This window comes from Serratia ureilytica (assembly GCF_013375155.1).
Taxonomy (GTDB): domain Bacteria; phylum Pseudomonadota; class Gammaproteobacteria; order Enterobacterales; family Enterobacteriaceae; genus Serratia; species Serratia ureilytica.
Genome location: NZ_JABXOF010000007.1, coordinates 23,230 through 42,988, shown reverse-complemented (window position 1 = coordinate 42,988; position 19,759 = coordinate 23,230). Strand labels below are relative to the sequence as shown.

At 59.0% G+C, this 19,759-nt stretch carries 13 protein-coding genes; 4 read left to right on the top strand and 9 right to left on the bottom strand.

Annotation, left to right across the window (positions count from 1 at the left end):
- Positions 1-2: 2 nt before the first annotated feature.
- From HWW83_RS13905 to speD, 3 genes are all read left to right on the top strand, one after another.
- Positions 3-350 carry a YacC family pilotin-like protein gene (locus HWW83_RS13905; RefSeq protein WP_033644927.1) on the top strand — a complete coding sequence of 116 codons (348 nt, stop codon included), beginning with the start codon at positions 3-5 and terminating at the stop codon, positions 348-350.
- A gap of 123 nt (positions 351-473) precedes the next feature.
- Entirely contained in the window at positions 474-1,337 is an 864-nt protein-coding gene (speE, locus tag HWW83_RS13900; RefSeq protein WP_033651332.1) for a polyamine aminopropyltransferase, read from the top strand.
- A gap of 27 nt (positions 1,338-1,364) precedes the next feature.
- The gene (speD, locus tag HWW83_RS13895; protein WP_004937510.1) at positions 1,365-2,159 is read left to right on the top strand and encodes an adenosylmethionine decarboxylase; all 795 of its coding nucleotides are present in this window, start codon (positions 1,365-1,367) and stop codon (positions 2,157-2,159) included.
- Between the two features lie 32 nt (positions 2,160-2,191).
- On the opposite strand, the gene yacL is transcribed toward speD, so the two are convergent.
- The 6 genes from yacL to pdhR all read right to left on the bottom strand — a co-directional run bounded on the left by yacL (position 2,192) and on the right by pdhR (position 12,951).
- Positions 2,192-2,554 (bottom strand): protein YacL, encoded by a 363-nt coding sequence (yacL, locus tag HWW83_RS13890; RefSeq protein WP_004937507.1) that lies wholly within the window; start codon positions 2,552-2,554, stop codon positions 2,192-2,194.
- 139 nt (positions 2,555-2,693) lie between these two features.
- Positions 2,694-5,291 (bottom strand): bifunctional aconitate hydratase 2/2-methylisocitrate dehydratase, encoded by a 2,598-nt coding sequence (gene acnB / locus HWW83_RS13885; protein ID WP_033644692.1) that lies wholly within the window; start codon positions 5,289-5,291, stop codon positions 2,694-2,696.
- 514 nt (positions 5,292-5,805) lie between these two features.
- Positions 5,806-7,230 (bottom strand): dihydrolipoyl dehydrogenase, encoded by a 1,425-nt coding sequence (gene lpdA / locus HWW83_RS13880; protein WP_033644926.1) that lies wholly within the window; start codon positions 7,228-7,230, stop codon positions 5,806-5,808.
- Between the two features lie 233 nt (positions 7,231-7,463).
- On the bottom strand, positions 7,464-9,344 hold the full coding sequence (aceF, locus tag HWW83_RS13875; protein ID WP_176589373.1) for a pyruvate dehydrogenase complex dihydrolipoyllysine-residue acetyltransferase: 1,881 nt from the start codon (positions 9,342-9,344) through the stop codon (positions 7,464-7,466).
- Between the two features lie 13 nt (positions 9,345-9,357).
- Positions 9,358-12,021 (bottom strand): pyruvate dehydrogenase (acetyl-transferring), homodimeric type, encoded by a 2,664-nt coding sequence (aceE, locus tag HWW83_RS13870; protein ID WP_033632104.1) that lies wholly within the window; start codon positions 12,019-12,021, stop codon positions 9,358-9,360.
- A 165-nt stretch (positions 12,022-12,186) separates the two neighbouring features.
- Positions 12,187-12,951, bottom strand: coding sequence for a pyruvate dehydrogenase complex transcriptional repressor PdhR (gene pdhR, locus HWW83_RS13865; protein WP_004937490.1), 765 nt, complete (start codon positions 12,949-12,951; stop codon positions 12,187-12,189).
- Between the two features lie 631 nt (positions 12,952-13,582).
- Between pdhR and HWW83_RS13860 the strand changes: the two genes are divergently transcribed.
- Positions 13,583-14,959 carry an amino acid permease gene (locus tag HWW83_RS13860; protein WP_004937488.1) on the top strand — a complete coding sequence of 459 codons (1,377 nt, stop codon included), beginning with the start codon at positions 13,583-13,585 and terminating at the stop codon, positions 14,957-14,959.
- A gap of 63 nt (positions 14,960-15,022) precedes the next feature.
- Here the strand turns inward: HWW83_RS13860 and HWW83_RS13855 are convergent, their stop codons facing one another.
- The 3 genes from HWW83_RS13855 to HWW83_RS13845 are packed head-to-tail and all read right to left on the bottom strand — an operon-like array spanning position 15,023 to position 19,595.
- Positions 15,023-16,258, bottom strand: a complete 1,236-nt coding sequence (locus HWW83_RS13855; RefSeq protein ID WP_176589372.1) for a cytochrome c — start codon at positions 16,256-16,258, stop codon at positions 15,023-15,025.
- Positions 16,255-16,809, bottom strand: coding sequence for a (2Fe-2S)-binding protein (locus HWW83_RS13850; RefSeq protein ID WP_163966480.1), 555 nt, complete (start codon positions 16,807-16,809; stop codon positions 16,255-16,257). Before HWW83_RS13850 ends, HWW83_RS13855 begins: the two co-directional genes overlap by 4 nt.
- Positions 16,806-19,595, bottom strand: coding sequence for a xanthine dehydrogenase family protein molybdopterin-binding subunit (locus tag HWW83_RS13845; RefSeq protein ID WP_176589371.1), 2,790 nt, complete (start codon positions 19,593-19,595; stop codon positions 16,806-16,808). Before HWW83_RS13845 ends, HWW83_RS13850 begins: the two co-directional genes overlap by 4 nt.
- Positions 19,596-19,759: the final 164 nt, after the last annotated feature.

Below are 19,759 nucleotides of genomic sequence, written 5' to 3'. Positions count from 1 at the left end.
TGATGAAAAAAACAACGTTAACGATGCTGTTGCTGGCGATGCTGGGCTTCTCCAACGCCAGTCTGGCGCTGAATGAATCCGAGGCGGAAGATCTGGCCGATCTGACGGCGGTATTTATTTATTTGAAAAATGATTGCGGCTACAACGATTTGCCAAATGCGCAAATCAAGCGCGCCATCGTCTATTTCGCGCAACAAAACCGCTGGGATTTGAGCAACTACAACAGCTTTAACATGAAGGCGCTGGGCGAAGACAGCTATCGCGATCTGAGCGGCATCGCCATTCCAACGCCCAAGAAGTGCAAATCGCTGGCGCGCGACTCCCTGAGCCTGCTGGCCTACGCCAATTAATCTTCCCCCTCGCCCGTCCGCCCTCCGCTCTCTCTGTCTGAAATTCAACCGTGCATCGCCAGGCAGAGTTAGCTATGATGTTGCGCCGATTTTTCATGGCTGTTATTACGGAGTTTCCCGCACATGACCCAGAAAGAAATTTGGTACGAAACGCTGCATACGGGCTTCGGCCAGTACTTTTCGGTAGAGAAGGTGCTGTACCGCGAGAAGACCGATCATCAGGATCTGGTGATCTTCGAGAACCCGGTGCTGGGGCGCGTGATGGCGCTCGACGGCGTGGTGCAAACCACCGAGCGTGACGAGTTCATCTATCACGAAATGCTGACCCACGTGCCGCTGTTGGCGCACGGCCAGGCGAAGAAAGTGCTGATCATCGGCGGCGGCGACGGCGGTATGCTGCGCGAAGTCAGCCGGCATCCTGGCGTTGAGCAGATCACCATGGTCGAAATCGACGCCGGCGTCGTCGAGTTCTGCCGCCAATACCTGCCCAACCACAGCGCCGGCGCCTATGACGATCCGCGCTTCAAGCTGGTGATCGACGACGGCGTCAACTTCGTGAATCAAACCGACGAAACGTTCGATGTGATCATCTCCGACTGCACCGATCCGATCGGCCCCGGCGAAAGCCTGTTCACCTCGGCGTTTTATGAAGGCTGCGCCCGCTGCCTGAATGAGGGCGGCATTTTCGTTGCGCAAAACGGCGTCTGTTTCCTGCAGCAGGACGAGGCGGTCAACAGCCACGCCAAACTGAGCCGCTACTTTACCGACGTCAGCTTCTATCAGGCGGCGATCCCGACCTATTACGGCGGCATCATGACCTTTGCCTGGGCGAGCCAGAACCCGGCGCTGCGCCAGCGCGATCTGCCAACCCTGCAACAGCGCTTTAACCAAAGCGGCCTACACTGCCGTTATTACAACCCGGCAATTCACGTCGGCAGCTTTGCCCTGCCGCAATATTTGCTCAATGCCCTGAACGTAACACGTTAAGCGAGAAGATAAAGGAGGTGGCCCAAATTGCATAAGCTAAAACTGCACGGCTTCAACAACCTGACCAAGAGCCTGAGTTTTTGTATTTACGATATTTGTTACGCCAAAACCGCGGACGATCGCGACGGCTATATCGCCTACATAGACGAACAATATAACGCCAACCGGCTGACCGAGATCCTGAGCGAAACCTGCTCGATCATCGGCGCCAATATTCTGAACATCGCGCGTCAGGACTACGAGCCGCAGGGCGCCAGCGTCACCATCCTGGTCAGCGAAGAGCCGATCGATCCGAAAGACGTCGATACGTCGGAACACCCCGGTCCGCTGCCGAATACGGTCGTCGCGCACCTGGACAAGAGCCATATCTGCGTGCACACCTACCCGGAAAGCCATCCGGAAGGCGGGCTGTGCACCTTCCGCGCCGATATCGAGGTCTCGACCTGCGGCGTCATTTCGCCCCTCAAGGCGCTGAACTACTTAATTCACCAGCTGGAATCCGACATCGTCACCATGGACTATCGCGTGCGCGGTTTTACCCGCGACGTGAACGGCGTGAAACATTACATCGATCATGAGATCAATTCGATCCAGAACTTTATGTCGGAAGACATCAAGGCGCTGTACCACATGATGGACGTGAACGTTTACCAGGAAAATATCTTCCATACCAAGATGTTGCTGAAGGATTTCGATCTGAAGCACTACCTGTTTAACGCGGAGCCGGAGGCGTTGAGCGCAGCCGAACGCAAGCAGATCACCGATCTGTTATGGAAAGAGATGCAGGAAATCTATTACGGCCGCAATATTCCGCATCTGTGATGGAAAGGGCGCGGCGCGCCGCGCCCTGATGCTTAGTACTTCAGCATGAAAGAACGATAGGCCTTCAACACCAGCAGGAAATCCTCAACGCCGCAGAATGAGAGGCTTTCTTCGTCGTAGTAGTTCATCCCCTCTTCCATTTCGTCGCCCTCGAACTCCAGCTGATTGGCGCGGATCATCACTTCTTCACCATCCATCAGCAGCGTATATTCATGGCCTTCCAGCTGCCATTGGCGCTCGCTGCCTTTGACCTCGGCCGCGCCGGCTTCAATGCGGTCCAGCAGGTTGAAATCGCCTTTGACTTCTTCGTTGATCCAGTGGCCAATCGCTTCATGCCCCATCGAAAATCTGACGATCACCTGACCGGTGACGTCACGCAGAAATTCGTAATCCATAGCATGCCCTCCTGAGCCCTTTTTCTTAGTGTAAACATAAATGGCGGACTAACTCAGTGAGCGCTCGCAAAGTTGGCAACTGAGCAAAATAAAACGGGAGGCCAAGGCCTCCCGTTAAACAGTTGCGCAATATAGCGGCTTACACGGCGGTTTGGAAGATCACGCCGTCGGCTTTTTCGGTGTACTGGCCCAGCTGGTCAAAGTTCAGGTAGCGGTAGGTATCCGCCGCCGTCTTATCGACCTGCGCCATATAGGTCTGGTACTCGTCCGGCGTCGGCAGGCGGCCCAGCAGGGACGCTACCGCGGCCAGTTCGGCAGACGCCAGATAGACGTTGGCGCCGGTGCCCAGACGGTTCGGGAAGTTACGGGTCGAGGTGGAGACCACCGTCGCGCCGTCCGCCACGCGCGCCTGGTTGCCCATGCACAGCGAGCAGCCCGGGATCTCGATACGCGCGCCGCTCTTGCCGAAGACGCTGTAGTAGCCTTCTTCGGTCAGCTGAGCCGCATCCATCTTGGTTGGCGGCGCCACCCACAGACGAGTCGGCAGCTGGCCCTTGTGCTGATCCAGCAGCTTGCCCGCCGCGCGGAAATGGCCGATGTTGGTCATGCAAGAACCGATGAACACTTCATCGATTTTGCTGTTGGCCACGTCAGACAGCAGGCGCGCATCGTCAGGATCGTTCGGCGCACACAGGATCGGCTCTTTGATCTCGTTCAGATCGATGTCGATCACCGCTGCGTATTCCGCATCCGCATCGCCTTCCAGCAGTTGCGGATCCGCCAGCCATTTTTCCATGCCCTGAATACGGCGCTCCAGCGTACGGCGATCGCCGTAGCCTTCGGAGATCATCCACTTCAGCAGCACGATGTTGGAGTTCAGGTACTCTTCAATCGGCGCCTTGTCCAGCTTGATGGTACAACCGGCGGCGGAACGTTCGGCGGACGCATCGGTCAGCTCAAACGCCTGCTCGACCTTCAGATCCGGCAGGCCTTCGATCTCCAGAATGCGGCCGGAGAAGATGTTTTTCTTGCCCTTCTTCTCGACGGTCAGCAGACCCTGCTGGATCGCGTAGTAAGGGATGGCGTGCACCAGATCGCGCAGGGTGATGCCCGGCTGCATTTTGCCTTTGAAGCGCACCAGCACCGACTCAGGCATATCCAGCGGCATCACGCCGGTCGCGGCGGCAAACGCCACCAGGCCGGAACCGGCCGGGAAGGAGATGCCGATCGGGAAGCGGGTGTGGGAATCGCCGCCGGTGCCGACGGTGTCAGGCAGCAGCATGCGGTTCAGCCAGGAGTGGATCACGCCGTCGCCCGGGCGCAGCGAGACGCCGCCGCGGTTCATGATGAAGTCAGGCAGCGTGTGGTGCGTGGTCACGTCGACCGGTTTCGGGTACGCGGCGGTGTGGCAGAACGACTGCATGACCAGGTCGGCGGAGAAGCCGAGGCAGGCCAGGTCTTTCAGCTCATCGCGGGTCATCGGGCCGGTGGTGTCCTGAGAGCCGACGGAGGTCATCTTCGGCTCGCAGTATTCGCCAGGGCGAATGCCGGCGACGCCGCAGGCGCGGCCGACCATTTTCTGCGCCAGCGAGAAGCCTTTGTTGCTGGCGGCTACCGGTTTGGCGATGCGGAACACGTCGCTGTGCGGCAGACCCAGCGCTTCGCGCGCCTTGGTGGTCAGGCCGCGGCCGATGATCAGCGGGATACGGCCGCCGGCGCGCACTTCATCCAGCAGCACGTCGGTTTTCAGCTCGAAGTTGGCGATCAGCGCGCCGGTTTCGTGGTTGCGCACTTCACCTTTGTACGGGTAAACGTCGATCACGTCGCCCATGTTCAGCTCGGACACGTCCACTTCGATCGGCAAGGCGCCGGCATCTTCCATGGTGTTGAAGAAGATAGGCGCAATCTTGCCGCCCAGCACCACGCCACCGCCGCGCTTGTTCGGCACGTGCGGGATGTCGTCGCCCATGAACCACAGCACCGAGTTGGTGGCGGATTTACGGGAGGAACCGGTGCCGACCACGTCGCCGACGTAGGCCAGCGGGAAGCCTTTCTTGTTCAGCAGCTCGATCTGTTTGATCGGGCCGACGCTGCCCGGCTGATCCGGCACGATGCCTTCACGTTCGTTTTTCAGCATCGCCAGCGCGTGCAGCGGGATATCCGGGCGCGACCAGGCGTCCGGCGCCGGGGACAGGTCATCGGTGTTGGTTTCGCCGGTCACTTTGAACACGGTGACGGTGATCTTTTCCGCCAGCTCCGGGCGCGACAGGTACCATTCGGCATCGGCCCAGGACTGCATGATCTGCTTGGCGTGCGCGTTGCCGGCTTTCGCCTTCTCTTCTACATCGTAGAAGTTGTCGAACATCAGCAGCGTGTGGGACAGCGCTTTGGCGGCGATCGGCGCCAGCTTTTCGTTGTCCAGGGCTTCGATCAGCGGATGAATGTTATAGCCGCCCTGCATGGTGCCTAACAGTTCAATGGCTTTCTCGGGGGTAACCAGGGGGGATGTCGCTTCACCTTTGGCGATGGCCGCCAGGAAACCTGCTTTGACGTAGGCGGCTTCGTCGACGCCCGGTGGAACACGGTTAATCAGCAGGTCTAACAGGAATTCTTCTTCGCCTTTTGGCGGATTCTTCAGTAGTTCGACCAGCGCGGCCATTTGGGTGGCGTCTAGCGGCTTAGGGGCGATGCCCTCAGCAGCACGCTCGGCTACGTGCTTACGGTATTCTTCTAGCACGACGTTCTCCTCGCTCTCATTGTCATTTATTGTGCCTGGCGTATATGCAAACCGGGTTTATACCCTTTGGGTTTCACTCTGTGGCTAGGCGATCGGCCCGTAAAGGCCCCGAAACGGTGATTGGGGCAAACAAGCACGGTCAAACAGCGTTACAGCATGAAAGACTGATGGGTAGAGCGCACGGCGATATTGATGCCATCTATCCTGACGGGGCACTGCTGTCGATGTCCTGGACTGTAAGGTACAGTGCCCGGTTCCGCTCAGCCAGCATATCAGGATTTGAAACGGTTGTTAATTCGTTCACATAAAAGCAACATTAAATCTTTGCTGAATCGTTGAGCGCAGCGTAATCGGCTGCCGGACAAACAGGGCATTATATCCACACAATTAAAACTGATATAAGCATGAGGATCGGAATTTGGCGCAGCGGCCACAAAAAACCGCGTTCTGCATCTGAGCAAAAAAAAACGGCCCCTTCTCAGGAGCCGCTTGTTAACCGGTCAAACCAGCAGAATTACTTCTTCTTGGCTTTCGGGTTAGGCAGGTCGGTGATGCTGCCTTCGTAGATTTCCGCCGCCAGGCCCACGGATTCGTGCAGGGTCGGGTGAGCGTGGATGGTCAGCGCGATGTCTTCCGCGTCGCAGCCCATCTCGATAGCCAGACCTATTTCACCCAGCAGCTCGCCGCCGTTGGTGCCGACAATCGCGCCACCGATGATGCGGTGAGTTTCTTTGTCGAAGATCAGTTTGGTCATGCCGTCTGCACAGTCGGAAGCGATCGCACGGCCGGAAGCCGCCCACGGGAAGGTGGAGGTTTCGTAGCTGATGCCTTTCTCTTTCGCTTCTTTCTCGGTCAGACCCACCCATGCCACTTCCGGCTCGGTGTAAGCGATGGATGGGATCACTTTCGGATCGAAGTAGTGCTTCATGCCGGCGATAACTTCTGCGGCAACGTGGCCTTCGTGCACGCCTTTGTGCGCCAGCATCGGCTGACCGACGATGTCGCCGATGGCGAAGATGTGCGGCACGTTGGTGCGCAGCTGTTTGTCGACGTTGATGAAGCCACGCTCGTCAACTTCAACACCGGCTTTGCCGGCATCCAGCAGTTTGCCGTTCGGCACGCGGCCGATCGCCACCAGCACCGCGTCGTAACGCTGTGGTTCTGCCGGCGCTTTTTTACCTTCCATCGTGACGTAGATGCCGTCTTCTTTGGCTTCTACCGCGGTCACTTTGGTTTCCAGCATCAGGTTGAACTGCTTGCTGATACGTTTGGTGAAGACTTTCACCACGTCTTTATCTGCCGCCGGGATAACCTGATCGAACATTTCAACGACGTCGATCTGTGAACCCAGCGCATGGTATACGGTGCCCATTTCCAGGCCGATGATGCCGCCGCCCATAACCAGCAGACGCTCTGGGACGGTTTTCAGCGCCAGCGCATCGGTAGAATCCCACACGCGTGGATCTTCATGAGGAATGAATGGCAGTTGGATCGGACGAGAACCTGCAGCGATGATGGCGTTGTCGAAGTTGATGGTGGTTGGGCCGTTTTCGCCTTCAACAACCAGGGTGTTAGCGCCGGTGAACTTGCCCAGGCCGTTGACCACTTTCACTTTACGGCCTTTCGCCATGCCAGCCAGACCGCCGGTCAGCTGAGTGATGACTTTTTCTTTCCAGACGCGCACTTTGTCGATGTCGGTTTTCGGCTCGCCGAAAACGATGCCGTGTTCGGCCAACGCTTTGGCTTCTTCGATCACTTTGGCAACGTGCAGCAGTGCTTTGGAAGGGATACATCCCACGTTCAGGCAAACCCCGCCCAGAGTGGAATAACGTTCAACCAGAACGGTTTCAAGACCTAAGTCAGCGCAACGAAAGGCTGCAGAGTAACCTGCCGGGCCCGCCCCAAGTACCACGACCTGAGTTTTAATTTCAGTACTCATCATGACCTCTTAATTGATTGTCCGGCGGGTCAGACGTCATTTTTATTGCTAATCGATCTCATAACGCCCTTCATCCACCGGGACGCTTACACCGCGAGCAGTTTACAGAATTGTTAATAATCTGCAAAGCGTGTTCGAGTGACCCGTGTCTCAACAATTTTGTCGAGTTATGCAAAATCCGACAAAACTGCTACAGAATCGTCAGGGGCGCAGCATGCTGCGCCCCTTTTGCATTACATCACCAGACGGCGAATGTCGGACAACATGTTGTTGATGATGGTGATGAAGCGCGCACCATCGGCACCGTCGATAACGCGGTGGTCGAAGGACAGCGACATCGGCATCATCAGGCGCGGCATGAACTCTTTACCGTTCCAGACCGGCTCCATCGCAGACTTGGAGACGCCCAGGATAGCCACTTCCGGCGCGTTGACGATCGGCGCGAAGTGAGTTGTCCCGATGCCGCCCAGGCTGGAGATGGTGAAGCAGCCGCCCTGCATCTCGCCCGCGGTCAGCTTGCCGTCGCGCGCTTTCTTGGAGATGGTCATCAGCTCGCGAGACAGCTCGGTGATGCTCTTCTTGTTCACGTCCTTGAACACCGGAACCACCAGGCCGTTCGGGGTATCTACCGCCACGCCGATGTTGATGTATTTCTTCAGCGTCAGCTTCTGGCCATCTTCGGACAGCGAGCTGTTGAAGCGCGGCATCTGCTCCAGAGCGGCAGCGACGGCTTTCATGATGAACACGACAGGCGTGAACTTCACGTCCAGCTTGCGCTTGGCCGCTTCTTCGTTCTGCTGCTTGCGGAACGCTTCCAGATCGGTGATGTCGGTTTTGTCGAAGTGAGTCACGTGCGGGATCATCACCCAGTTACGGCTCAGGTTCGCACCAGAGATCTTCTGGATGCGGCCCATTTCGACTTCTTCGATCTCGCCGAACTTGCTGAAGTCCACTTTCGGCCATGGCAGCATGCCTGGCAGACCGCCGCCGGCAGCAGCCGGGGCCGCTTCAGCGCGTTTCACCGCGTCTTTCACGTAAGCCTGAACGTCTTCGCGCAGGATGCGGCCTTTACGACCGGTACCTTTCACTTTCGCCAGGTTAACGCCGAATTCACGCGCCAGACGACGAATGACCGGAGTCGCGTGCACGTAGGCCGCGTTCTCGGCGAACTCGCCTTTGTCTTCAGCTTTCGCAGCCGGAGCGGCGGCTTTAGCGGCGGCCGGAGCCGGCGCAGCGTCCGCTTTAGCGGCTGGAGCGGCAGCAGCGGCAGGCGCAGCGCCTTCCACTTCGAACACCATGATCAGGGAGCCGGTTTTCACTTTGTCGCCGGTCGCGATCTTGATCTCTTTCACGGTACCCGCGAACGGTGCAGGCACTTCCATGGAGGCCTTGTCGCCTTCCACGGTGATCAGAGACTGCTCGGCGGCAACCTTGTCGCCCACCTTGACCATCACCTCGGTCACTTCGACTTCGTCACCGCCGATATCCGGCACGGCGACGTCTTTGGCCGCAGAGGCCGCAGGCGCTGCAGCGGCAGCCGGTGCTTCAGCCGCAGCCGGGGCCGCAGCGGAAGCGGCGCCGGCCACTTCGAACACCATGATCAGGGAACCGGTTTTCACTTTGTCGCCGGTCGCGATCTTGATCTCTTTCACGGTGCCCGCGAACGGCGCAGGGACTTCCATGGAAGCCTTGTCGCCTTCCACAGTGATCAGGGACTGCTCGGCTTCCACCTTGTCGCCCACTTTCACCAGGATCTCGGTCACTTCGACTTCGTCGGCGCCGATATCCGGCACGGCAACGTCTTTGGCCGCAGCGGTAGCCGGGGCAGCTGCTGCCGCCGGTTTTTCTTCCGCTTTCGCCGCCGGTGCAGCTTCCGCTGCACCTGCCGCTTCGAAGATCATGATCAGTTTGCCGGTTTCGGTTTTATCGCCGACCGCCACTTTGATCTCTTTCACCACGCCCGCCTGCGGGGAGGGCACTTCCATGGAGGCCTTGTCGCCTTCCACGGTGATCAGCGATTGTTCCGCTTCAACTTTATCGCCGACCTTCACCAGAATCTCGGTGATTTCGACTTCATCTGCACCGATGTCCGGTACGTTGATTTCGATAGACATTATTCAGTACCTCTTAGGCCAGACGCGGGTTAACTTTTTCCGGGTTGATGTCGAATTTCTTGATTGCATCAGCAACCACAGAAGCTTCGATCTCACCGCGTTTAGCCAGTTCACCCAGAGCAGCAACCACCACGTAGGACGCATCGACTTCGAAGTGGTGACGCAGGTTTTCGCGGCTGTCCGAACGACCGAAGCCGTCGGTGCCCAGTACGCGATAATCGCTGGCCGGCACATAAGTACGAACCTGTTCGGCGAACAGTTTCATGTAGTCGGTAGAGGCTACCGCCGGCGCGTCGTTCATCACCTGAGCGATGTAAGGCACGCGTGGCGCTTCGGTTGGGTGCAGCATGTTCCAACGCTCGCAATCCTGGCCGTCGCGCGCCAGTTCGGTGAACGAGGTCACGCTGTAGGTGTCGGAACCCACGCCGTAGTCCTTCGCCAGGATCTGCGCAGCTTCGCGCACGTGGCGCAGGATGGCGCCGGAGCCCAGCAGCTGCACCTTGCCTTTGCTGCCTTCCAGCGTTTCCAGCTTGTAGATACCCTTGCGGATACCTTCTTCCGCACCCTGCGGCATCGCAGGCATGTGGTAGTTTTCGTTCAGCGTGGTCAGGTAGTAGTACACGTTTTCCGGGTTGTCGCCATACATGCGCACCAGACCGTCGTGCATGATCACCGCCACTTCGTACGCGTAAGCCGGATCGTAAGAGATGCAGTTAGGGATGGTCAGAGACTGAATGTGGCTGTGGCCATCTTCGTGCTGCAGACCTTCGCCGTTCAGGGTAGTACGGCCCGAGGTCCCGCCGATCAGGAAGCCGCGCGCCTGTTGGTCGCCCGCTGCCCAGCACAGGTCGCCGATACGTTGGAAACCGAACATCGAGTAGTAGATGTAGAACGGAATCATCGGCAGATCGTTGGTGCTGTAGGAGGTCGCTGCGGCCAGCCAGGAAGAGGCTGCGCCCAGTTCGTTGATGCCTTCCTGCAGGATTTGGCCTTTCTCGTCTTCTTTGTAGTAAGCAACCTGCTCACGGTCCTGCGGGGTGTACTGCTGGCCGTTCGGGCTGTAGATACCGATCTGACGGAACAGACCTTCCATACCGAAGGTACGCGCTTCGTCGGCGATGATTGGCACCAGGCGATCTTTGATCGACTTGTTCTTCAGCATCACGTTCAGGGCACGCACGAAAGCGATAGTGGTGGAGATCTCTTTGTTCTGCTCTTCCAGCAGCGAGCTGAAATCTTCCAGCGCCGGCATTTCCAGCTTCTGGGTGAACTCCGGCAGACGGGTAGGCACATAGCCTTTCAGAGCCTGGCGACGTTCGTGCAGGTATTTGTACTCTTCGGAATCTTTCTCGAAGGTGATGTACGGCAGTTTTTCGATGTCAGCATCGGCAACCGGCACGTTGAAACGATCGCGGAAGTGGTGAACCCCTTCCATGTTCATTTTTTTCACCTGGTGAGCGATGTTTTTACCTTCCGCGGTTTCACCCATGCCGTAACCTTTGATGGTGTGAGCCAGGATAACGGTCGGTTTGCCTTTGGTGTCCTGCGCTTTTTTCAGTGCAGCGAAGATTTTCTTCGGATCGTGACCACCACGGTTCAGCGCCCAGATTTCGTCGTCGGTCATGTCTTTGACCAGCGCCGCGGTTTCCGGGTAACGGCCGAAGAAGTGCTCGCGCACGTAAGCGCCGTCTTTGGATTTGAAGGTCTGGTAGTCGCCGTCCAGGGTCTCGTTCATCAGCTGAACCAGTTTACCGCTGGTGTCTTTGCGCAGCAGCTCGTCCCAACGGCCGCCCCAGATCACTTTCAGCACCTGCCAGCCTGCGCCGGAGAAGATGCCTTCCAGTTCGTTGATGATCTTGCCGTTACCGGTGACCGGGCCGTCCAGGCGCTGCAGGTTGCAGTTGATGACGAACACCAGGTTGTCCAGCTTCTCGCGGGTGGCGATGGTGATGGCGCCTTTGGATTCCGGCTCATCCATCTCACCGTCGCCCAGGAAGGCGTAAACGGTCTGCTCAGAGGTGTCTTTCAGGCCGCGGTGTTCCAGGTATTTCAGGAACTTCGCCTGATAGATGGCGCTGATTGGGCCCAGGCCCATGGATACGGTCGGGAACTGCCAGAATTCCGGCATCAACTTAGGATGCGGGTAAGAGGACAGGCCGTTGCCGTGCACTTCCTGACGGAAGTTGTTCATCTGTTCTTCGGTCAGGCGGCCTTCAAGGAAGGCGCGCGCGTAAACGCCCGGAGAGATGTGGCCCTGGAAGTAGACCAGGTCGCCGCCGTCTTTCTCGTTGCGTGCGCGGAAGAAGTGGTTAAAGCAGACTTCATAGAAGGTCGCGGAAGACTGGAAGGAAGCCATGTGGCCGCCCAGCTCCAGGTCTTTCTTGGATGCGCGCAGAACGGTCATGATCGCGTTCCAACGGATCGCAGAGCGAATGCGGCGTTCCAGATCCAGGTTGCCTGGGTAAGCCGGTTCGTCTTCTACCGCGATGGTGTTGACGTAGTTGTGCGCTGCAGCACCGGCCGCAACGTTAACGCCGCCTTTGCGGGCTTCTCCCAATACCTGATCAATCAGAAACTGAGCTCGCTCAACACCCTCTTCACGGATGACCGATTCGATCGCCTGCAGCCAGTCGCGGGTTTCGATCGGATCCACGTCATTGTTTAAACGTTCTGACATGGTGGTATTCCTTATCTGTCTAATGGTTTGTTTGGAGCCTGTCTTCCTGTGCTCTGTGAAAAAACACACGAAGACAGGCCCATCAGTTTAGTTGCCGCTTAAGTACTTAACTAAGTACCTCGAACTTAACCCCCGCAGGCTGGTGTACCCTGAAGAGGACAGCTCTTAATCCTTGCGTTGCTGGAGACGCCGCAGCGATCTCTCGCGCCGAGTATGCTCCCGGCTGAGATCCAGCAAGATTTCCTCGATAAACGCCAAGTGGCGATGCGAGGCTTCACGGGCCTTTTCCGGCTCGCGTGCCACAATCGCCTCAAAAATTCCGGCGCGGTGGCTGCTCACTTTTGCCAACATCTCACGGCGCGAGTAGAGCAATTCAAAGTTCTGACGCACGTTCTGTTCCAGCATCGGCCCCATGCAGCGTAGCAGGTGAAGTAACACAACGTTGTGAGCGGCTTCAGTCACGGCGATTTGATACTGCATGACCGCATCGGCTTCGGCGTCGAGATCGCCGCTGTCTTGAGCCTGTTGAATCACGATGTGGCAGTCGCGGATGCGCGCCAGATCTTCATCGGTGCCGCGCAGCGCCGCGTAATAGGCGGCAATGCCTTCCAGCGCGTGACGGGTTTCCAGCAGATCGAACTGTGATTCGGGATGGTCGGCCAGCAGCTCGGCCAGCGGATCGCTGAAGCTCTGCCACAGATTAGTTTGCACGAAGGTGCCGCCGCCCTGACGGCGCAGGAGCAGCCCTTTCGCTTCAAGGCGCTGAATGGCCTCTCTCAGAGAAGGACGGGAGACATCAAATTGTTTCGCCAGCTCGCGCTCCGGAGGCAGTTTTTCGCCTGGGCGCAGTGTCCCCTCGAGGATCAGGTATTCGAGCTGTTGCTCGATAACATCTGACAACTTGGGTTGGCGGATTTTGCTGTAGGCCATGAGTGAATTCTTCTCTGCGAATGGCGCGGAGTCAATTGGTAATACCAATTTCAAAAACGTGACGGTAAAGTAACAAAGTATTCACCTCCTGTCCATACGGGCCTTGATCGAAATCAGGTTACCCGCACATTTTAACACCCCGCTGAAAACCCCGCTGCAAACCGGTAACGCCGTGATGGTATTACCATTTACGCAGCGGGTTGGGGATTTAACTTTTACCAAACCTTACGCAAGGCAGAGTGCAAACTTTTTGCCCGAGTTTTATTGCATGGTTATTACGCTTTAATGAATGGCTATTTGGCGAACAGCGCAACGGCGGTTCGTTCATTATTTGAACGCGGCCCACCGTTCAGATCTACGTTATTTTTGCGCATTATGTGATTTGTTGCTTATTTCATGCACTGAATCCCCCCTGCCGTCACACAACCCGCATTTTGTTTCCTAAACTGCTGCAATCTTAATCACTCACACGACAAAGCAGGTGCAAACCGACGCGCATAACATTATTCTCTGCCAAACGGTAGCGGCGCCGTGGAATTAATAGCTATAACGCCGTAAATAAAACAAAACACACATCGTAACCACTGCTTTACAGGCAGGTGGGCATTCACAACGACAGAGGGTTAGATTGATGGATGGTCAACAGCATGGTGACCAGCTGAAGCGCGGCCTGAAAAACCGCCATATTCAGCTCATCGCCTTAGGTGGCGCAATCGGCACCGGGTTATTTCTCGGTATCGCTCAAACAATAAAAATGGCCGGCCCGTCAGTGCTCCTCGGCTACGCCATCGGCGGCTTCATCGCGTTTCTGATCATGCGCCAGCTGGGGGAAATGGTGGTGGAAGAGCCGGTCGCCGGCTCCTTCAGCCACTTCGCCTACAAATACTGGGGCAACTTCGCCGGCTTCGCCTCCGGCTGGAACTACTGGGTGCTGTATGTCCTGGTGGCGATGGCGGAGCTGACCGCGGTCGGCATCTACGTGCAGTACTGGTGGCCGGAGATCCCCACCTGGGTTTCCGCCGCGGTATTCTTCCTGGCGATCAACGCCATCAACCTGGCCAACGTCAAAGTTTACGGCGAGATGGAGTTCTGGTTCGCCATCATCAAAGTGGTGGCGATTATCGGCATGATCGTGTTCGGCGCCTACCTGCTGTTCAGCGGCATGGGCGGCCCGGAAGCCACCGTCACCAACCTGTGGGCGCAGGGCGGGTTCTTCCCGAACGGCGTCATGGGCCTGGTGATGGCGATGGCGGTGATCATGTTCTCCTTCGGCGGCCTCGAGCTGGTCGGCATCACCGCCGCTGAAGCCGACAACCCGCAAAAAAGCATTCCGAAAGCCACCAATCAGGTGATCTACCGCATCCTGATCTTCTATATCGGTTCACTGGCCATTCTGCTGTCGCTGTACCCGTGGGGCAAAGTGGTTGAAGGCGGCAGCCCGTTCGTGCTGATCTTCCACGCGCTGAACAGCAACCTGGTGGCGACCGTGCTGAACATCGTGGTGCTCACCGCCGCGCTGTCGGTCTACAACAGCTGCGTCTACTGCAACAGCCGCATGCTGTACGGCTTGGCGCAGCAGGGCAACGGCCCGAAAAGCCTGCTGAAGGTCGACGGCCGCGGCGTGCCGGTGGTGGCCATCGGCATTTCCGCCCTCGCCACCGCGCTGTGCGTGCTGATTAACTACCTGATCCCGGGCCGCGCCTTCGAACTGCTGATGGCGTTAGTGGTATCGGCGCTGGTGATCAACTGGGCTATGATCAGCCTGGCGCACCTGAAATTCCGCGCCGCCAAAAACCGCGAAGGCGTGGTGCCGAAGTTTAAAGCGTTCTGGTACCCGTTCAGCAACTACCTGTGCCTGCTGTTCATGGCCGGCATCCTGGTGATCATGTACCTGACGCCGGGCATTCAAATCTCGGTGCTGCTGATCCCGGTATGGGTGGCGATCCTGGCCGTCGGTTACGCCATCAAACAGCGCAGCCAACGTGTCGACGGCGTCACCAGCCGTTGAATCCCGTGACCGTGCAATAAAATGGCCCGCATCTGCGGGCCATTTTTTTCGTCTGTACGCCGCTTACTTGCGCAGCGCTTTCACCTGCTCGGCGGTGACGTCCGCCGGCAAACCGCCCCAGGTCACCCGCAGGTAGTTTACCAGTTCCGCCACGTCGGCATCGCTCAGACGCTCGCCGAAGCCCGGCATGCTCTGCATGCTTTCACCGTTCGGGAACTGCTGGGCCGGCAGGCCGTCCAGCACCGACACGATCAGGTTCTTGCCGTCCGCCTGGCGCAGCGTGGCGTTATCGCGCATCGCCGGCGCGACGTGCGGTTTGCCTTCGCCTTCGCGCGCATGGCAGCCGGCGCACTGATCCAGATAGGTCATGCGCCCGGCATCGCTGCCCTGGCCCATTTTCACCGGCACCGCCGCCGGCGGCTGCTCGCCCATCAGATACAGCGCCAGCGCCTGATGATCTTCCGGCGTCAAATGACGGGTGCTGAGATCCACCACCATATGCATCTCACTGAAGGCCGAACCCTGCGGCGCGAGGCCAGTGCCGAGGAAGCGGCTGACGTCCTGCGGCGTCCAGCCGCGCTGCGCCAAGCCGTGCGGCGTAATGTCCGGCGCCATGAAGCGGCCGAGATCGCCGCCCTGCATCGGCTTGCCGAGATCCATCTGCCCCAGCGCGCCGCGCGGCGTGTGGCATTCGCCACAGTGGCCCAGCACGTCGGCCAGATAGCGGCCGCGCTGCCATTGCGGCGAGCTGCCCTGCGAACTGGCCGGCAGCGGATCCTGGCTGCGGAACAGCAGATTCCAGCCGATCAGCGCCATGCGCTGGTTGAACGGGAACGGCATGTCGTTGGCCGGAATGGCCACGTCCACCGCCGGGCGCGTCATCAGGTAAGCGTAGATGTCATCGGCGTCCTGACGCGAAATGCCCTTGTACGAGGTGTAAGGCATCGCCGGGTACAGGTGCCGCCCGCCCGGCGCCACGCCCTGCGTCAGCGCCAGGAAGAAGTCGTCCTTGCTCCAGCGCCCGATGCCGTGGTCGGCCGACGGCGTCAGGTTGCTGCCGTAAATCGTGCCGAACGGCGTTTCCAGCGGATAGCCGCCGGCCAACGGCGCCCCGCCGCTGGCGGTATGGCAGGCGGCGCAGTCGGCGGCCTGCGCCAGATAGCGGCCGCGCGCGATCTGTTCGGCGCTGGCGGTCACCTGCTGCACCGGGCCGTCGTAACGGCGGTTTTCCCGCCACCACAACAGCGCAATCACCACGATCGCCACCAGCACAATCAACATTGCGAGACGTTTTTTCATTGCGCCGTCTCCTTCAGCAGGCCCGGCGTTTTCAGCACCACGTCGCGCACCGCTTCGTAGTAGCGCACGTAGCCGGTGCAGCGGCAGATGTGGCTGTCCAGCGCCTGTTCGATGGCGCTTTCCAGCTGATCGCGGGCGATCGGCTCACGCTTGAGCTTTTCCACGAAGATGGTGGCGGCGTTGACGAAGCCTGGCGTGCAGTAGCCGCACTGGAAGCTGTAGTGCTCCAGAAACGCCTGCTGGATCGGCGACAGCTCAACCACCTCCCCCTGTTCGTCCACCCTGGCGTGGCCTTCGACGGTGCGCACTTTCTTGCCGTTGAAGAAATGCGCGCCGGTGATGCAGGTGCGCACCTCTTCGCTGGTGCCGCTCGGGTGATCGACAATAGCCACGCAGGCGTGGCAAATGCCCTGCCCGCAGCCGAGGCGCGAACCGGTCAAATCGAGATACTCGTGCAGGAAATCGATCATCATCAAGCCTTCCGGCACCTCGATCGGGCCGTACTGTTTCTCGTTGATGGTCAGGGAAATCGGCTGGGTTTTAATGCTCATTGTAATACCTCACGAATATTTTCTGCACGAACGGGCAAATCACGGAAACGGTGGCCGGTGGCGTCGGCAATGGCGTTGACCAGTGCGGCCACGATCGGGATCATCACCACTTCCGCCATGCCTTTCGGCGGATCGGTTTCCGACAGCGCCGGCAGGATGTCGCCGCTCTGTTTCCATACCGCCACGTCGCTGGCGCGCGGCAGGTGGTAACGGTTGAAGTTCCAGGTGCCGTTGCCCGGGCCGTCTTCGTACAGCGGTAAATATTCGTGCAGCGCATGGCCGATGCCCATCGCCAGCCCGCCCTGCAGTTGGCCGGAAACCAGTTCCGGCACGATCAGGTTGCCACACTCCATGATTGAGTGGTGATTCAGCAACTCCACCTGGCCGGTGGCGATATCCACCGCCACTTCCGCCAGCGTGCCGACGGCGCTGTAGTAGGTCACCGCCGCATTGTTGCGCTGGGTCGGCGGGTAGTAGACCTGCCCGCGCGCCAGCGGTTTGAATTCGCCGCCGGCGTTGCGCAGCGCCATGCCGTCGATCGGCAGGCGTTCGCTTTTGCCGTTCAACGTGAAATCGGCCTCCGCCCACTGCCAGCGGTTGAACACATGCACCGCCGCGCCGGTGACGCCGCCCATCTTATATGCCGTCTTGGCCAGCAGCTCGAGGCTCAGCACCGACATGCCCGCCGCCGTCAGGCCGCCTTCGACCCAACGCGCATCTTCGCGCCGCACCACCAGCGGCGCCGCCTGGCCGCCGCCGATACCGGCCTGCCACAGCGCCATCGCCGCCGGCCACAGGCCGTGATCGAAGATCAGGCGCGCCGCTTCGCGAGTGCTGTGCGAGAAGTAATAGGCCGAGTTGCTGGCGCTGGACGGCGAACAATAGCTCGGCGTCCAGTTGGGGTTGGTTTGCAGCTTGTCCTGCTCTTCCTGGGACATCAGGTAAGGATCGCCGCTGGTGACCATCGGCAGCACCGACCAGTCGGTGACCGAGAAGTGCGCTTCGTCGGCCGGTTTGCCCAGCCACTGCGCGCACAATACCGACTGCGAGGTCGACATGCCGGTGCCCATCTCCGCGCCACTGTGATGCAGGGTGATGCGGCCGTCTTCGCTCAGCTCCACCCGGGCGAACGAGGTTTCCGCCCCGGTGCCGAAGTCTTTCTGCACGCAGCCGAAGCCGACGCCATAGCGCTTGCCGGGATGGCGGCTCTCAAACTCGGCCTTGCGTTCGGCGCGCTTAAGCCATATCTCATGCTTCGCCGCCTTTTCCAGTACTTCATCGGCGCGGATCGCACCGGCCGGGATCGCCCCCTGGGTGTTTTTCATGCCGGATTTCAGCACGTTGCGCAGGCGGAACTCGATCGGGTCAATCTTCAGCTCGGCGGCCAACTCATCCACCATCATCTCGGTGGCGGCCATGCTCTGCAGCGTGCCGTAACCGCGCGCCGAACCGGCGTCGATGGCGCGTGAAGCCAGCCCGACCGACGACAGATCGCTTTTCGGGAAGTAGTAAATCGACTGGGCGGCGGTTGCGCCGACCATCACCACTGAAGGGGTAAAGTTGCTGCGGCCGCCGCCGTCCGCGGTCATGTCACCGAGGAACGACTGCATGACGCCGGTCTGCTTATTCACCGCGATGCGGTAGTTCATGTCGAACGCGTGGCGCTTCAACGCCGTCTGGAACTGTTCGAAGCGATCATTGGCCAGGCGCACCGGGTGACCGTCGCCGTACATCGCCGCCACCGCGCCGTAATACGGGAAGTTGTAGTGGTCTTTCGAGCCGTAGCCCACGGTGTAGCACGGGTGCAGGATCAGCTGTTTCACCGGCGGATTGCGCTTGGCCAGCATGCGCGGCATCTCGTCGGCCACTTCCTGCGGCGACTGCGTCGGCACCACCAGATGCAGGGTTTGCGTCTGCGCGTCGAACCAGCCGTTGGCGTTGTCCGGCTCCAGCGCCGAGGTGTCTATCGACTGCGTGGTGTAGCGGCGCGACATTACCAGCCAGTCGGCCGGCGGATTCGCCAACTCGTCGGCGATCATCCCTGCATAGCGCATGCCCTCCTGATCCAGCTTGCCGCCCTCGCGCCCTTCCGGCCACACCGGCAGGTGTTTTTTCATCGACACCGGGAAGATCGGCGTGTCCTTCAGGCTGGAGAAGCGATCGTCGTCGAACGGCTGTTCTCCTCCCACCCGCACATAGCGGAAGCTGCCCCAGGGATCGCGCTCGAGCGGGCCGGTCACCGCGCCGTATTTGATGGTTTCTTCGCGGAATTTCAGCTTGTCCTTGGCGAAGCGGAAACGGGCGAAGTCGTGATAGATCAGGATCGCCACCGCCTGGCCGAGGTAGGCCGGGGTTTTGCCGCTCGGCAGCAGCATGTCATCACCGTAGAACGCCGGAAAGGCCAGGCCGTCGCGCGCCAGATCTTCCGCCGTCACCAGGCGATCCGGCTGCAGATCGTCCCCCAACAGCGACAGATCGACCCCTTCGAACAACCGGTCGGCCTTGGTCACGCGCAGAATGAAGGCGTGCGCCTGTTTCTGCGGCCAGTGCGGCATGTCCACCGCGCGGATATCGCGCGCGAACACCTTCTGCCCCATGACCTTGGCGCGGCCGTCGATACGGAAACGCACGCGCTTGGCCTGCGGATCCCAATTGGGCGACTGGAGGATTTTTTGCTCGAACAGCGCGGCGTAGGCGCGGCTGTACAGGGGCGCGAGGTACACGGATACCCCCGCAATCACGGCGCTTTTGATAAAGCGACGCCGCGACGGGTTGAAATTGCTCATAAATAAGTCCTTCACGTCTTTCTTGTAATTGGTTTTTGTTCGCGGTGTTGTTGCGCAAACGCTGACGACCTTGCCGTAGACGTCATAAGCATATGCTTATAACTAAAATTATGTGATGATTAACAGGCTGTTTTCAACAAAAAAACATTTGCAAAACACATAAG

Bases quoted from the DNA above. Each gene is read 5' to 3' on its own strand.
- lpdA (WP_033644926.1), bottom strand. From the start codon at position 7,230: ATGAGTACTGAAATTAAAACTCAGGTCGTGGTACTTGGGGCGGGCCCG.
- HWW83_RS13850 (WP_163966480.1), bottom strand. From the start codon at position 16,809: ATGAGCATTAAAACCCAGCCGATTTCCCTGACCATCAACGAGAAACAG.
- HWW83_RS13855 (WP_176589372.1), bottom strand. From the start codon at position 16,258: ATGAAAAAACGTCTCGCAATGTTGATTGTGCTGGTGGCGATCGTGGTG.
- aceE (WP_033632104.1), bottom strand. From the start codon at position 12,021: ATGTCAGAACGTTTAAACAATGACGTGGATCCGATCGAAACCCGCGAC.
- pdhR (WP_004937490.1), bottom strand. From the start codon at position 12,951: ATGGCCTACAGCAAAATCCGCCAACCCAAGTTGTCAGATGTTATCGAG.
- yacL (WP_004937507.1), bottom strand. From the start codon at position 2,554: ATGGATTACGAATTTCTGCGTGACGTCACCGGTCAGGTGATCGTCAGA.
- HWW83_RS13860 (WP_004937488.1), top strand. From the start codon at position 13,583: ATGGATGGTCAACAGCATGGTGACCAGCTGAAGCGCGGCCTGAAAAAC.
- speE (WP_033651332.1), top strand. From the start codon at position 474: ATGACCCAGAAAGAAATTTGGTACGAAACGCTGCATACGGGCTTCGGC.
- aceF (WP_176589373.1), bottom strand. From the start codon at position 9,344: ATGTCTATCGAAATCAACGTACCGGACATCGGTGCAGATGAAGTCGAA.
- HWW83_RS13845 (WP_176589371.1), bottom strand. From the start codon at position 19,595: ATGAGCAATTTCAACCCGTCGCGGCGTCGCTTTATCAAAAGCGCCGTG.
- HWW83_RS13905 (WP_033644927.1), top strand. From the start codon at position 3: ATGAAAAAAACAACGTTAACGATGCTGTTGCTGGCGATGCTGGGCTTC.